Source organism: Brevundimonas sp. M20 (assembly GCF_006547065.1).
Classification (GTDB): domain Bacteria; phylum Pseudomonadota; class Alphaproteobacteria; order Caulobacterales; family Caulobacteraceae; genus Brevundimonas.
This window is the reverse complement of the sequence record NZ_CP041243.1, coordinates 2,846,842-2,860,577: the sequence shown is the minus strand read 5'-3', so window position 1 is coordinate 2,860,577 and position 13,736 is coordinate 2,846,842. Positions and strand designations below refer to the sequence as shown.

Sequence of the window (13,736 nt, the reverse complement as noted above, 5' to 3'; positions counted from 1 at the left end):
CACTTTCAACTTCGCCGGTGAAACCGCCACTTCCACACGCGGTACCCGACGATCGGCGCGAACCCGCACACCAACGCGGCGATCAGCACCGTCCAGAAGCCGCCGCCGAGGCCGTACTCACCGACCGCCGCCCCGACCCCGGCCGCGAGGACGGGGCCGAGCCAGGGCAGCCATGACGGCGGGCGCATCTGCATTCAGGCGTCGACCTTGATGACGCCGCGACGAATCTGGTCCAGCTCGATCGAGTCGAACAGGGCCTGGAAGTTGCCGTTACCGAAGCCTTCGTTGCCCTTGCGCTGGATGATCTCGAAGAAGATCGGGCCGAAGGTGTCCTGGGTGAAGATCTGCAGCAGCAGGCCCTCCTCGTCCGAACCGTCGATCAGGATGCGGTTCTTGCGCATCCGCTCCACGTCCTCGCCATGGTTCGGCAGGCGTTTGTCGATCAGCTCGAAATAGGTCTCGATGGTGTCCTGGAAGGCCACGCCGCGCGCCTTCATGGCCTCGACGGTCTCGAAGATGTTTTCGGTCGTCAGGGCGATGTGCTGGATGCCCTCACCGTTGTAACGACGCAGGAACTCCTCGATCTGCGAGTTGTCGTCCTGGCTTTCGTTCAGCGGGATACGGATTGCGCGGTCCGGCGCGATCATGGCCTGTGAGAACAGGCCGGTCGCCTTGCCCTTGATGTCGAAATACTTCTGCTCTTCGAAGTTGAAGATCGAGTTGTAGAAGCCGGACCAGGTCCGCATCTGGCCGCGACGGACGTTATGGGTCAGGTGGTCGAGGACCTCGAGACCCATCGAGTTCTTCGCCTCGGCGTCCTGCCAGCCCTCGATCTCGGTCCAGCCGTCGTAGAGCGAGCCCTGCGCGCCATACTGGTCGATGACGTAGAGCAGCGAGCCGCCGATACCCTGAAGGATGTAGGGGTAGTCATTGCCCAGAGCGCCGCCGGCGGCTTCGGTGGCGGCGACGGCGCCGCGGGCCAAGGCGCCGTCATAGGCGTCCTTGGCGTTGGCGACGCGGAAGGCCATGCCGTTGGCCGACGGACCGTGGTCCCTGGCGAAGTCAGCGGCCTGCCCCTTGGGCGACAGGTTCACCAGCATGGTGATGTCGCCCTGCTTCAGACGGACGGCGCCGGTGGCCGGGTTCACATGGGTGCGGGTGAAGCCCATCAGCTCCAGACGGGCGACCATGGCCTCGGGCTCGGGGCCGGTGAACTCGACGAACTCGAAGCCGTCGACGCCAAGCGGGTTTTCCTGATCGATGCGGGCAGCGTCAGTCATGGAGCGTCTCCTGAATGGGGTGGCGGCCCCGGTTGATCCCGGGGCCGCATTTATGGCGCGGAACCTAGTGGCGCGGGGCGGTCAAGCCAAGGCGCCGCCGGACACAGGTTTGGGAAGTCGCCGTCAGTTCGGTCGACCCACCACCTCATCCACCGAGCCGGTGGTCACCGGGTGGTAGCCCGGGCGGGCCTGCGCATAGACGCGGGTCGCGATCGGACGGCCCCAGTCACCTTCGGCCCACAGGCTGGTGAACAGCGGCAGGACGAACTTGCGGCGGCCCTGCGTCGTCAGGAAATGCTCCAGCGTCGGCACGGCGGGCTGATAGCGGTGCTTCACCGCGATCTGCAACCAAGCGAAGACGACCTCGGCATTGCCTTCGGCTTTCAGATTCAGGGTCGATTCCAGATCAGCCAGCTGGGCGTTGGTCAGCCAGCGGCCGTCGCTGGTCGCCACGGGCTGACGCCAGGCGAGGAAGCGCTGGCGCTCCTGCGTGGACCAGCCAGCCCATGGAATGGCCGAGGCCGGGCCGCCGGCGGCGAAGGCGCGCGCCGCCGCATCGACCGGAACGAAGGCGTTGGACACGGGCGGGACCCAGTTCGACGGCATGCCCGGCTGGTAGATCCAGGCGTCCATCATCAGCTGACGTTCAAGCGCCTGATCGCCCTTCACCAGATTCGCGCGAATGTCCTCAAGGAACAGCTCGGTGGTCATCGGGCGGAAGGCGTTGCGCTCGAAATAGCCCTTCAGCCAGGCATCGAAGCGCTCGCGCCCGACGATGCGTTCGATGGTGCGCAGGAAGGCGGCGCCCTTCTCATAGGCGATGTCGGTCAGGCCGTCGTCCGGGTCGCGACCGGCCAGATCAATCTTCAGGCGCGTGTCGGCGGGCGGCAGGTCGGCCAGCGTCGACTGCAGGTCGCCCCAGCCCAGCGATTGCAGCATCAGGGCGCGCTCCTCGCCGTAGAGGGCCTCCATGATCCGGTTCTCGAAATAGACAGTGAAGCCCTCGTTGAGCCAGAAGTCGGCCCAGGTGGCGTTGGTCACCAGATTGCCTGACCAGCTGTGCGCCAGCTCGTGCGCGACCAGCGAGACCAACGACTGATCGCCCGCGATGATCGTCGGGGTGGCGAAGGTCAGGCGCGGGTTCTCCATCCCGCCGAACGGGAAGGAGGGCGGCAGGACCAGAATGTCATACCGGCCCCAGCGATAGGGGCCATACAGCTCCTCGGCCACGTCGACCATGCGGGCGGTCGGAACCAGCTCGTCATGGGCGGCGTGCAGGCGCGAGGGCTCGGTCCAGACGCCGGTGCGGTGGTCGATGGCGGCGAAGTCCACGTCACCGACGCCGATGGCGATCAGATAGGGCGGGACCGGGTTGGTCATCCGGAAACGCCAGGCCTTACCGCCGTCGACGGCCTCGCCCGAGGTGGTCAGGGTCTCGGCGCTCATGACGACCTTGAGGTCGGACGGCGCGACGATGCGGGCGTCCCAGGTCTGGCGGATGCCGGGGCTGTCCTGCGTCGGCACCCAGGTACGGGTCAGGATCGCCTGACCCTGGCTGAACAGATAGGGTTGGCGGCCGCCGGCGGTCTGGGCCGGGGTCAGCCATTGCAGGGCGGCGGCGTCCGGACGGGTGGCGTAGGTGATGACCAGCTTCTGCGTTGCGCCGTCCGCGAGGGCCGGGAAGCGGACCGTCAGTGGCTGGCCGAGGATCGGGTCGGAGGCGCCGAGGGTGAACTGCAGCGGGGCGCCCGAGGCGTCGGCGATGCCGCGAATGTCGAGGTTGCGGGCGTCGAGGATGATTTCGGTCGCGCCGGGGACGCCCTGAACGTCGAGCGTCGCCGTGCCGGACAGGGTCTTGGCCGCGAAGTCCGTCTTCAGGTCCAGCGAGACGTGACGAACGTGGGCGATCTCGGGCCGGGCATAGGAGTGGATGTCGCGCACATACTGCACCGGGGCGGTGGCCGAGGCGGGCAAGGGCGGCATGTCGGAACCGGAGGCGGTCATCGTGGCGCACCCTCCCGTGGCGAGCATCAGGGCGAGGGCGGAGACCAGGCCGGCCGTGCGGATCATCGAACTACCTCTTCAATAACGTGACGGGACAACGCCCCGCCCGCCCGAAAAGATCAAGGGGCCTGCGTCGTCGGGGCTACATGATGCGACCGGAACAGCTTGCCGCGCTCAGCGAACAGGACGGCGACGAGGGCCAGCAGGCCCATGACCGTGAAGCCGATCAGCATGGGGGTGGCGGTCCCCGCGAACTGTTGCCCGATAAGGAAGCCGGCGATGGAGCCGAGAGTGGTGGACAGGAAGCCCTGGGCCGAGCTGGCCGTGCCGGCGATATGGCCCATCTTCTCCATGGCCATGGCCCCGAAATTTCCGGCGATGAAGCCGAAGCAGAACATTGTCAGGGCCTGAAGCACGGCGAAGGTCCACAGGGTCTCGTGACCGGTTGCGGAGACCGTCGCGTGTATCGCGGCCATGGCGATGAAACCCAGCAGGGCGGCGTGCGAGATCAGCCGGCTGCCGAAGCGCTCGACAAAAGTGGCGTTCAGCAGGCTGGCGGCCGCGATGCCGCCCGCTACGGCTGCGAAGATCAACGGGAACAGATCGGCGGCATGGAAAACATGCTCGAAGATCGACTGCGACGAGTTCAGGAAGCCGAAAAGGGCCCCGGTGATCGCCGTCATGGCCAGGGTATAGCCCAGCGACTGACGCTCGGTCAGCGCTTCCCTGAAGGCGGCGCCGATGCGGGCAGGCTGGATGGGCAGACGGTTCTCGACATGCAGGGTTTCAGGCAGGCGGATGGCGGCCCACGCCATGACCAGCACGCCCGCCGTCGCCAGAACGCCGAAAATCCAGTGCCACGGCGCGACATGCAGGATCGCCGCGCCCAGACTGGGGGCGATGATCGGCACGCCGAGGAAGACGAGGAAGCTGAGTGACATGACGCGCGCCATGGTGCGGCCCTCGTAGCGGTCGCGCACGATGGAGACCGCCAGCACCCGCAGGCCGGCGGCGCCGATCCCTGATCCGACGCGGGCGAGGATCAGCAGTTCGAAGGTCGGCGCCAAAGCGGCCAGCAGGCCGAACAGGGCATAGAGGCCCACACCGATCATCAGGACCGGCTTGCGTCCGTATCGGTCCGCCAGCGGCCCATAGAAGATCTGGGCCACGCCGAAGCCCAGCAGATAGGCGGTGATGATCCATTGCCGGTCGTTCTCGCGCGCCACGCCGAGAGCATTTCCGATGTCGGGCAGGGCGGGCAGCATGGAATCGATGGCCAGGGCGTTCAGGGCCATCAGGCAGGCGATCAGGCACACGAACTCTGGAAAACCCGGTCCCTTGACGATAGGCGGGGCGGCTTCTGACTGGGGGGAGGTCATCCGGGCCAGATGCGACCCTGTGTCCACAAGCGCAACCGCTAAAGGGTGAATAGTCTGACTTTGTGCGGCTGCGTTTCGTAAGGCTCGGCCTTCTCGACCCGACGCGGCCAATGGCTATAAAGCCGTCCATGACCATCACGATCTTCCACAATCCCAACTGCGGCACGTCCCGCAATGTGCTGCAGATGATCCGCGAAACGGGCGTCGAGCCCGAGGTGGTTCAGTATCTGAAGACCGGCTGGACGGCGAAGGCACTGAAGGCCCTGTTCGCTGAAGCGGGCCTCACGCCGCGCGAGGCGATGCGAACCAGGGGCGAGCTGGCCGAAGGGCTGGGGCTCCTGAACGCGGGCACGTCGGATGCGACGATCCTGGCGGCGATGGTCGAGCATCCGGTGCTGGTTGAACGTCCCTTCGTGCGCACGCCGAAGGGGACGGTGCTGGCGAGGCCCAGGGAAAAGGTGCTGGACGTTCTCTAAGAGGGAGCGCGGCCGGAACCAGACGTCGTCCGGGCGGCCGGTGACGCCCTGACCGGTCAGACCTGCAACCTGTACCCGACGCCCGGCTCCGTTGAAATCAGACGGGGCTGGGCGGGGTCGCCCTCCAGTTTCTGCCGCAGTTGGCCGACGACGACGCGCAGGTACTGGGTGTCCTCCGCGTGGGCGGCCCCCCAGACGGCCGTCAGCAGGTCCCTGTGTCCCAGCACCTTGCCCGCCGCGCGGGCCAGCCGGGTCAGCACCTCGTACTCCTTGGGCGTCAGGCGCACCACCTCGCCGGAGCGGGTCACCAGACGGCGCTCCAGATCAATAACCACATCACCGGTGATGATGGGGCCTTGCGGCGTCTCGGCGCCCGCCTTCTGACGCAGGGCGACGCGCAGCCGGGCCAGCAGCTCTCCGACCCCGAACGGCTTTTCAACATAGTCATTGGCCCCCAGATCGAGCGCCTCGATCTTCTCCGCCTCCCTGTCGCGGGCGGACAGGATGATGATGGGGCCCTCATAGAACTCGCGGGCGCGCGTCAGCACGTCCTTGCCGTCCATATCCGGCAGGCCGAGGTCCAGAACCACGGCGTCAGGATTCCACAGGGCGATGGCGCGCAGTCCTTCCTGACCACTGTCCGCGCGCTTGGGGTCGAAACCGGCGGCATCCAGCGCGGGCGACAGGAAGCGGTGGATTTGCGCCTCGTCGTCGATGACCAGAATAGTGGTTCTAGTGGCGGACATGGATCCTCATGGGGGACCTCACAGCAGGTCGCGATGGGTGGCGATGGACTTGGGCAGGCTGATCAGGACACGGGTGCCGTGGTCATCCACGATGGGGCTGGCGGCAGCGATGCGGCCGCCCATCGCCTCGATAAACCCCTTGCTGATCGCCAGCCCCAGACCGGCGCCCTGGGTCCGGTCAGAGGGCTCCTCCATCCGGCGGAACTTGTCGAACACCCGCTCCAGCTCGGTCGTGGGAATGCCCTTGCCCTCGTCCTCAATGGAGATGACGACCGAGCCCCGGTCCTCATAGGCCGCCAGTTCGATCCGTGAGCTGTTCGGGCTGTAGGCGATGGCGTTCTCGAGGATGTTGACCACGGCCTGTTCCAGCAGGCCCTCATCGACCATGACCATGCTCAGGTCGGCGGGAAAGTCGCGGGTCAGGCGGCGCGTTCCCAGACGCCGCCCCACCCGTTCGGCGGCGGCGTTCAGCACGTCGCGGACGTCGGTCCAGTCAGCCCGGATGTTCAGGCCCCCGCCCTCCAGCCGGGTCATGTCCAGCAGGTCGCCCACATAGCGGTTCAGCCGTTCAGCTTCCTCGCGGATGCTGAGCAGCAGATCCGCGCGCACCGCCGGCTTCAGGCTGTCGCCGTAGTCGATCAGGGTGGTCGCCGAGCCCAGCACCGTCGACAGCGGGGTGCGCAGGTCATGGCTGACCGAGTTCATCAGGGCGCCCCGGAAGCGGTCGGTCCGTCTCAGGGTTTCGGTTTCCAGCGCCTGTCCGGCCAGCTCGGCCCGCTCAATGGCGACCGCGCCCTGATCAAGGATGGCGAGCGCCAACCGCTCCTCATCCGAGCCGGGGACGACGCCTTCGGCTTCAATACCCGCCACGCCGGACCGCCCGCGCACGCCTTGCAGGGGGCGGAAGACCCAGCTGGTCTGGGGCAGGGTGCCTGTGCCGTGGCCGGCGGCTTCGCCCTTCTCCCAGGCCCAGCGCGCGGCGGCCATCGCGCCGGCGCCGAGCGGGACATGGCCTTCGGCGTCCGGAGCGGAGGCGGCGACAACGAGATCGTCTCCTTCAGGCAGGAGGACAACGGCGCGGGCGCCGGCTGCGGCGGCGGCCTGATCCGCGAGAACCCGCGCCGTGACCTTGGCATCCTGCGTCGCCGTCAGGGTCTGGCTGGCGGCCAGCAGGGCCGAGACGGCGGAAGCGCGGCGGCCCGCGCGGCGCATCTGTTCGCGCACCCGGCCGGCAAGGGCGCCGGTGCCGAGGGCCACGCCCCAGAACAGCACGAGGGTCAGCAGATCGGTCGGCGACCCGATGGCGAAGCTGTAGAGGGGCCTGAGGAACAGGAAGTTGTAGATCAGGAAGGCCGCCGTCGCTGCCGCCATCGCGGGGCGCAGGCCGTAAAGCACCCCGGCCGCGACCACCGCGGCCAGATAGATGACGCCCAGATCGGCGCGTTCGAAGCTGCGGTCCAGCAAAACCCCGACCGCTGTCGCGACCAGCACGAAACCGATACCGGCGGCATAGCCCGTCCAGTCGCCGAACCCTGCCGGTCGCCGGCGCCGCGCGGGCCTGGTCTCGACCTCGGGGGCGACTGTGTCGGTGATGATGTGGACCGCCGCCCCTTCCGACGCGCGCAGCAGTTCCGCCGCCAGCGAGCGGCCGAGGAAGGCGCTGAACCGGTTCTCCCGTCCGCGCGCCAGCACGATCTGGGTGATGTTGTTGCGACGGACGTGATCCATCACCGTCCGCACGACGTCGTCGCCGCTCAGCCGGATGCTGCGGCCGCCCAGCTGCTCGGCCAGCTTGGCGGCCTCGTTCAACCGGGCCGCGCCGACGGGATCGGCGATGCCGCCACTGGGACGCTCGACGTGGGCGATGGTCCAGGGGGCGTCCATCATCATGTCGGACATCCGCCGTCCGGTGCGCACCAGGGTCGAAGCCATGGCATCGCCGCCCACAAGCACCAAAATCCGTTCACCCGCCGCCCAAGGCCCCTGAACGCCCTTCTCGCGCAGTGCGGCGACCAACTGGTCATCGACGGTCTGCGCCGCCCGGCGCAGGGCCAGTTCGCGCAGGGCCGTCAGGTTCTCGACCTTGAAGAAATTCTCGGAGGCCAGACGGGCGGTCTCGGGCAGGTAGACCTTGCCCTCGGACAGGCGCTTGCGCAGCTCGTCCGGGGTGATGTCGATCACCTCAATGTCGTCGGCGCGGCTCAGGGCGCTGTCCGGCACGGCCTCGCGCTGGCGCACGCCGGTGATGCGCAGGACGACGTCCGACAGGCTTTCCAGATGCTGGACGTTTAGTGTGGTCCAGACGTCGATCCCGGCGTCGAGAATCTCCTCCACATCCTGCCATCGTTTGGGATGGCGCGAGCCCGGCGCGTTGGAGTGGGCGTACTCATCCACCAGCAGCAGATCGGGACGGCGGGCGATGGCCCCGTCGATGTCGAACTCCAGCAGGGTTCGACCGCGATGCTCCAGCGGCGCGCGAGCCATGACCTCCATGCCTCGCAGCAGGCTTTCGGTTTCCTTGCGGCCGTGGGTCTCTACGACCCCGACCACGACATCGCCCCCCTCGGCCTTCCGGCGGCGGGCCGCGCGCAGCATCTCGTAGGTCTTCCCGACGCCGGGGGACATGCCCAGAAACACCTTCAGCCGCCCGCGTTTCCGACGGACGGCTGACGATGCGGACGGGTCAGGTCCGGGCGCGGTCAAGATCGGGGCAGCTCCGAATCGAGGGCGCGGTTGGTCATCAGCACATTGACGTGCGGCTGGCCGATGAAGCCGAACAGGGGCTGTTCGACATGCTTCCCGATGATGCGCTGGACCTGATCCACGGAGACGCCCCGGGCCGTCGCGATGCGCTGGGCCTGAAGGCGAGCGTAGGCCGGAGAAATGTCCGGGTCGAGGCCCGAGCCGGAGGCGGTGACGGCATCGGCGGGGATGGCCCCCACGCCGTCTTCGGTCCGGATGGCGGCGGCGCGCTCGGCCACCGCGGTTCTCAGGTCCGGGTTCAGCGGCCCGAGGTTGGAGCCGGAAGAGGCGGAGGCGTCATAGCCGTCGCCCGCCGCAGAGGGACGGGGGTGCAGGTAATGGGCTTCGGCGAACGTCTGGCCGATCAGGGCCGAGCCGCGCACCGTGCCGTCCCGGTCCCGGATCAGGCTGCCGTTGGCCTGACCCGGAAAGGCGGCCTGCGCCACACCGGTGACCGCCAGTGGATAGGCGGCGCCGAGCAGGAGGGTGAACAGCCCCGTCATCACAAGGGCCGGACGCAGTTGGGAGATCATGGCTCCACTCCTCAGAAGGTGGCCTTCAGCGAGGCCACGGCGCGCGCGCCATAGGCTTCACCGAAGTCGTGCTGGTCGGTGTCGTGGTAGCGGACGTCCAGCGCCAGATGGTCGGTCAGGGCGTAGGCCACGCCCGCGTTCCAGGTCGTGTAGTCGAGATCGGACGACACCCATTGGCGGCCTACCGCGCCGGACAGGGTCCAGCCGTCAGCCGGGACGAAGGCGGCGTTGGCTTCCAGATAGGTCGCCTCGTCCTCCGAGGCGCCGAAGAAATCCGGCGACCAGTACGTCACGACGCCGAGGGTGGCCGGGCCGACGGCGCGCGAGGCGGCGGCCTTCAGCTCGACGTAGTCATAGTCCGCCCCGTCCGGTTGCCCGGTGTAGAGATAGGCCACGCCGCCCAGATCGACGGTCCAGCCCGACAGTTCCGAACGCCAGCCGCCATAGACATCGACCTCGGCGTCCGTGTCGTCCCCGAAGTCGACGTTCGAGGCCCAGCCCCCGGCATAGAAGTCGCCGAAGGTCGCATCGACGCCTGCCGAGATCGCCGGGTTCTCCGAGGTCTGGCTGACGCCCCGGAAGACATAGTCCGAGGTCAGGGCGCCGTTCCAGGAGACGGAAGGTCCGGTGACGTCCTGGGCCTTGGCCTGACTGCAGAAACCGACGCCGGCGAGGACGGCCAGACAGGCGGCGGCGAACAGGGCGTCGTTGCGGCCAGAGGCCTTGAGACGTGGGGTCTTGAGAGAGGGTTTGCGGGTCATTTCAGGTGTCCTTTCAGGATCACGCCAGCCCTAGGCCGGTGATCACGATGTCGATGAGTTTGATGCCGATGAAGGGCGCGACGAGACCGCCGAGGCCGTAGATCAGCAGGTTGCGGCCGAGCAGCTTCCCGGCGCCGACGGCGCGGTATTTCACGCCGCGCAGGGCCAGCGGGATCAGGGCCACGATGACCAGGGCGTTGAAGATCACCGCCGACAGGATGGCGCTTTCCGGCGAACCCAGTCGCATGATGTTCAGCGCGCCGAGCGAGGGCAGGGCGACCACGAACATCGCCGGGATGATGGCGAAATACTTGGCCACGTCGTTGGCGATGGAGAAGGTGGTCAGGGCGCCCCGGGTGATCAGCAGTTGCTTGCCCACCTCGACAATCTCGATGACTTTTGTCGGGTCACTGTCGAGATCGACCATGTTTCCGGCTTCCCGCGCCGCCTGGGCGCCGGTCTGCATGGCCACGCCGACATCGGCCTGGGCGAGGGCGGGCGCGTCGTTGGCGCCGTCGCCGCACATGGCGACCAGACGGCCCTTGGCCTGCTCCGCCTTGATCAGGCGCATCTTGTCCTCGGGCGTGGCCTCCGCGAGGTAATCATCGACCCCCGCCTCCGAGGCGATGGCCGCCGCGGTGACCGGGTTGTCCCCGGTGATCATGACGGTGCGCAGACCCATGGCGCGCAGTTCCGCGAACCGCGCCTTCACGCCGGGCTTCACCACATCCTTCAGGTGGATGACGCCGACCAGACGGCCGTTCTCCGTGACGGCCAGAGGCGTGCCGCCCGAGCGGGCGATGCGGTCCACGGCGGAGCGGAACTCGGTCGGAGCCGAGGTCTCGTCCAGATCCAGAGACCGCAGGACGGCGTCGACCGCCCCCTTGCGCCAGCTGTCCTTGCCCGCATCCAGACCCGACTGGCGGGTGACGGCGGTGAACGGGATGGCTTTGGACCCTTCCGGCTGCTCGACCACGATCCCGGCGTTGCGGCCCAGTTCGATGATGGAGCGACCTTCCGGCGTCTCGTCCGCCAGCGAGGCGGTGACGGCGGCGCGCAGGGCGGCTTCCGGACGGACGCCCGGCACAGGGATCACTTCGGTGGCCATGCGGTTGCCGAAGGTGATGGTGCCGGTCTTGTCGAGCAGCAGGGTATCGACGTCGCCGGCGGCCTCGACCGCACGACCCGAGGTGGCGAGCACATTGACCTTCAGCAGGCGGTCCATGCCCGCGATGCCGACTGCCGAAAGGAGACCGCCAATCGTTGTCGGAATGAGCGTTATGAACAGGGCGCCCAGAACGATGGGGTCCAGCTTCACGCCCGAATAGGCGCCGAGGCCGAGCAGGGTCACGACCGCGATCAGGAAGACCAGGGTCAGGCCCGCCAGCAGAACCGACAGGGCCAGTTCGTTCGGCGTCTTGCGACGGTTGGCGCCTTCGACCATGGCGATCATGCGGTCGAGGAAGGTCGAACCCGGGGCCGAGGTGATGCGCACCTTGATCCAGTCGGAGACGACGGTGGTGCCACCGGTGACGGCCGAACGGTCGCCGCCGCTTTCACGGATCACCGGGGCGCTTTCACCGGTGATGGCGGCCTCGTTGACCGAGGCGACGCCTTCGATGATCTCGCCGTCCGAGGCGATAACGTCGCCCGCCTCGACCAGGATCACTGAGCCGACCACCAGTTCATGCGCCGGGGTCGGGACAATGGTTCCGGTGTTCGGGTCGCCGATCAGCTTGGCCTTCGTCGTCACCCGGGTGGCGCGCAGGCTATCCGCGGCCGCCTTGCCCCGCCCTTCGGCGACGCTTTCGGCCATGTTGGCGAACAGGACCGTCGCCCAGAGCCAGAGGGCGAGCTGGATCGCGAAGCCGGCCGACTGGCCGGTCGCCAACGCCGCGACCGCCGAAACGGTCGCCAGGAGGGCCACGATCCAGGTGGTGAAGATGACCGGGTTACGCAGCAGCTTGCGTGGGTCCAGCTTGATGAAGGCGTCGCCGAGCGCGCGGCCCAGCATGGCGCCGTTGAGCCCCCCCGTGAGGGGCGCCGGACGGGTCTTGCCGCCCGGCAGTTCAGGATTTGCGAATGTCATGAGGGATGTCCGTCAGAACGCCCCGCCGAGCATCTGGAAATGCTCGACGATGGGTCCGAGAGCGAGGGCGGGGAAGAACTGCAGCCCGCCTAGGATGAGGATCACGCCGATCAGCAGGCCGATGAACAGGCCGCCGTGCGTCGGCAGGGTGCCGGTGCTGGGCGCCAGTTTCGGCTTGGCGACCAGGCTGCCCGCGATGGCCAGCACCGCGACCGCCGGGACGAAGCGCCCGGCCAGCATGGCAAGGCCCAGGGTCGTGTTCCACCAGGGGGCATTGGCGGTCAGGCCCGCGAAGGCCGAGCCGTTGTTCGCCGCCGCCGAGGTGTAGGCGTACAGAATCTCCGACAGCCCGTGCGGCCCATGGTTCAGCAGCCCTTCCAGAGCGGTGGGGAAGACGGCGGAGACGGCGGTGAAGCCGAGGATGGCCAGCGGCAGGACCAGCACGGCGATCATGGCGAACTGGATCTCGCGCGCCTCGATCTTCTTGCCGAGATACTCCGGCGTGCGACCGACCATCAGGCCGGCCACGAAGACAGCGAGCATGGCCATGACGACCATGATGGCGATGCCCGAGCCGATGCCGCCCGGCAGGATTTCGCCCAGTTGCATCAGGAACATCGCGATGCCGCCTGACAGGGGCATGTAGCTGCCGTGCATCGAGTTGACCGAGCCATTCGAGGCGCCGGTGGTCTGACCGGCCCACGCGGCGGAGGCGGGGATGCCGAAGCGGGTCTCCTTGCCCTCCATATTCACCGGCTGCTCGATCCCGGCGGCGACGAGGGCGGGCGCGGGCTGGCTTTCGGCGACATAGATGCCCGAGGTGCAGACGCCCAGAATGACCAGGGCGGCGACGGCCAGGGCCTTCATCTCACGCCTGGCCAGCACGCTTCGCCCGAAGGCGAAGAAGGCGGCCCAACCCATGACGTTGATGGCCACGGCGGTGATCAGATTGGTCAGGGCCGAGGGGTTCTCGAACGGGTGGGCGGCATTGACGTTGAACACGCCACCGCCGTTGATGCCGAGCTGTTTGATGGCCACCTGACTCGCGGTCTGGAACAGGCTGAGGGTCTGCTGGCCGCCTTCCAGGGTGGTGGCGACGGCGTTGGCCGACAGGGTCTGGGGCAGGCCCAGGGCGACCAGCACAATGGCCAGCAGGAAGGAGAGGGGCAGCAGGACGTAGAGGGTGGTCCGGGTCAGATCGGCCCAGAAGTTCCCGACGCCTTCACCCCGGCTGGCGACGAAGGCCCGCGCGAGGGCGGCGGCGATGGTCGCGCCGGTGGCGGCGGAGACGAAATTCTGGGTGGTCAGACCGACCATCTGGCTGAAGGCCGACAGGGTCGTCTCGCCGCCGTAGGACTGCCAGTTGGTATTGGTCACGAAGCTGACGGCGGTGTTGAACGCCAGATGCGGCGACAGGCCGTCAAACCCCTGCGGGTTCATCGGCAGTATGCCCTGCAGGCGCAGGATGGCGAACAGCAACAGGAAGCCGGTCAGGTTGAACGCCAGCAGGGCGCCGGCGTAGCCCGGCCAGCCCTGGCTGCGGGCCGGGTCCACGCCAGCGGCCTTGTAGAAGACGGCTTCGATCGGCTTCAGAACCGGATCGAGCCAGGTCCGCTCGCCGTTCCAGACGCGCGACATATAGATCCCGATCGGCCAGCCCAGCAGGCAGGCGAGACCGAGGGTGAGGGCGATTTCCGCCCAGCCTTGAAGGGTCATGACGGCGGCT

General features: G+C 67.9%; 11 protein-coding genes. 1 reads left to right on the top strand and 10 read right to left on the bottom strand.

The genetic code is table 11. The annotated features are described in order from the left end of the window. Window positions 1–5: 5 nt before the first annotated feature. The 4 genes from FKQ52_RS14090 to FKQ52_RS14075 all read right to left on the bottom strand — a co-directional run bounded on the left by FKQ52_RS14090 (window position 6) and on the right by FKQ52_RS14075 (window position 4,663). Window positions 6–194 (bottom strand): hypothetical protein, encoded by a 189-nt coding sequence (locus FKQ52_RS14090; RefSeq protein WP_141627768.1) that lies wholly within the window; start codon window positions 192–194, stop codon window positions 6–8. After that, entirely contained in the window at window positions 195–1,280 is a 1,086-nt protein-coding gene (gene hppD, locus FKQ52_RS14085; protein WP_141627767.1) for a 4-hydroxyphenylpyruvate dioxygenase, read from the bottom strand. A 123-nt stretch (window positions 1,281–1,403) separates the two neighbouring features. Next, on the bottom strand, window positions 1,404–3,350 hold the full coding sequence (locus FKQ52_RS14080; protein WP_141627766.1) for a M1 family metallopeptidase: 1,947 nt from the start codon (window positions 3,348–3,350) through the stop codon (window positions 1,404–1,406). 53 nt (window positions 3,351–3,403) lie between these two features. Further along, a complete protein-coding gene (locus FKQ52_RS14075; protein ID WP_141627765.1) occupies window positions 3,404–4,663 on the bottom strand; it encodes a multidrug effflux MFS transporter in 1,260 nt (419 codons plus the stop codon). Between the two features lie 128 nt (window positions 4,664–4,791). On the opposite strand from FKQ52_RS14075, the gene arsC reads away from it, so the two are divergent. Next, a complete protein-coding gene (gene arsC, locus FKQ52_RS14070; RefSeq protein ID WP_141627764.1) occupies window positions 4,792–5,139 on the top strand; it encodes an arsenate reductase (glutaredoxin) in 348 nt (115 codons plus the stop codon). Window positions 5,140–5,195: 56 nt separating this feature from the next. Here the strand turns inward: arsC and FKQ52_RS14065 are convergent, their stop codons facing one another. The 6 genes from FKQ52_RS14065 to kdpA form a co-directional block, all read right to left on the bottom strand. Beyond that, entirely contained in the window at window positions 5,196–5,885 is a 690-nt protein-coding gene (locus FKQ52_RS14065) for a response regulator (RefSeq protein ID WP_141627763.1), read from the bottom strand. Window positions 5,886–5,903: 18 nt separating this feature from the next. Beyond that, window positions 5,904–8,510: a DUF4118 domain-containing protein gene (locus FKQ52_RS14060; protein ID WP_240811817.1), complete on the bottom strand. Its 2,607-nt coding sequence runs from the start codon at window positions 8,508–8,510 to the stop codon at window positions 5,904–5,906. A gap of 74 nt (window positions 8,511–8,584) precedes the next feature. Continuing rightward, window positions 8,585–9,160, bottom strand: a complete 576-nt coding sequence (kdpC, locus tag FKQ52_RS14055) for a K(+)-transporting ATPase subunit C (RefSeq protein WP_141627761.1) — start codon at window positions 9,158–9,160, stop codon at window positions 8,585–8,587. An 11-nt stretch (window positions 9,161–9,171) separates the two neighbouring features. Beyond that, window positions 9,172–9,921, bottom strand: coding sequence for a TorF family putative porin (locus FKQ52_RS14050; RefSeq protein ID WP_141627760.1), 750 nt, complete (start codon window positions 9,919–9,921; stop codon window positions 9,172–9,174). A gap of 19 nt (window positions 9,922–9,940) precedes the next feature. Beyond that, window positions 9,941–12,010, bottom strand: a complete 2,070-nt coding sequence (kdpB, locus tag FKQ52_RS14045; RefSeq protein WP_141627759.1) for a potassium-transporting ATPase subunit KdpB — start codon at window positions 12,008–12,010, stop codon at window positions 9,941–9,943. 12 nt (window positions 12,011–12,022) lie between these two features. After that, window positions 12,023–13,726, bottom strand: coding sequence for a potassium-transporting ATPase subunit KdpA (kdpA, locus tag FKQ52_RS14040; RefSeq protein ID WP_141627758.1), 1,704 nt, complete (start codon window positions 13,724–13,726; stop codon window positions 12,023–12,025). Window positions 13,727–13,736: the final 10 nt, after the last annotated feature.

Excerpts from the sequence above, each read along its gene's own strand:
- FKQ52_RS14075 (WP_141627765.1), bottom strand. The coding sequence starts at position 4,663 with ATGACCTCCCCCCAGTCAGAAGCCGCCCCGCCTATCGTCAAGGGACCG.
- arsC (WP_141627764.1), top strand. The coding sequence starts at position 4,792 with ATGACCATCACGATCTTCCACAATCCCAACTGCGGCACGTCCCGCAAT.
- hppD (WP_141627767.1), bottom strand. The coding sequence starts at position 1,280 with ATGACTGACGCTGCCCGCATCGATCAGGAAAACCCGCTTGGCGTCGAC.
- FKQ52_RS14080 (WP_141627766.1), bottom strand. The coding sequence starts at position 3,350 with ATGATCCGCACGGCCGGCCTGGTCTCCGCCCTCGCCCTGATGCTCGCC.
- kdpC (WP_141627761.1), bottom strand. The coding sequence starts at position 9,160 with ATGATCTCCCAACTGCGTCCGGCCCTTGTGATGACGGGGCTGTTCACC.
- FKQ52_RS14090 (WP_141627768.1), bottom strand. The coding sequence starts at position 194 with ATGCAGATGCGCCCGCCGTCATGGCTGCCCTGGCTCGGCCCCGTCCTC.
- FKQ52_RS14065 (WP_141627763.1), bottom strand. The coding sequence starts at position 5,885 with ATGTCCGCCACTAGAACCACTATTCTGGTCATCGACGACGAGGCGCAA.
- FKQ52_RS14060 (WP_240811817.1), bottom strand. The coding sequence starts at position 8,510 with ATGTCCCCCGGCGTCGGGAAGACCTACGAGATGCTGCGCGCGGCCCGC.
- kdpB (WP_141627759.1), bottom strand. The coding sequence starts at position 12,010 with ATGACATTCGCAAATCCTGAACTGCCGGGCGGCAAGACCCGTCCGGCG.
- FKQ52_RS14050 (WP_141627760.1), bottom strand. The coding sequence starts at position 9,921 with ATGACCCGCAAACCCTCTCTCAAGACCCCACGTCTCAAGGCCTCTGGC.
- kdpA (WP_141627758.1), bottom strand. The coding sequence starts at position 13,726 with ATGACCCTTCAAGGCTGGGCGGAAATCGCCCTCACCCTCGGTCTCGCC.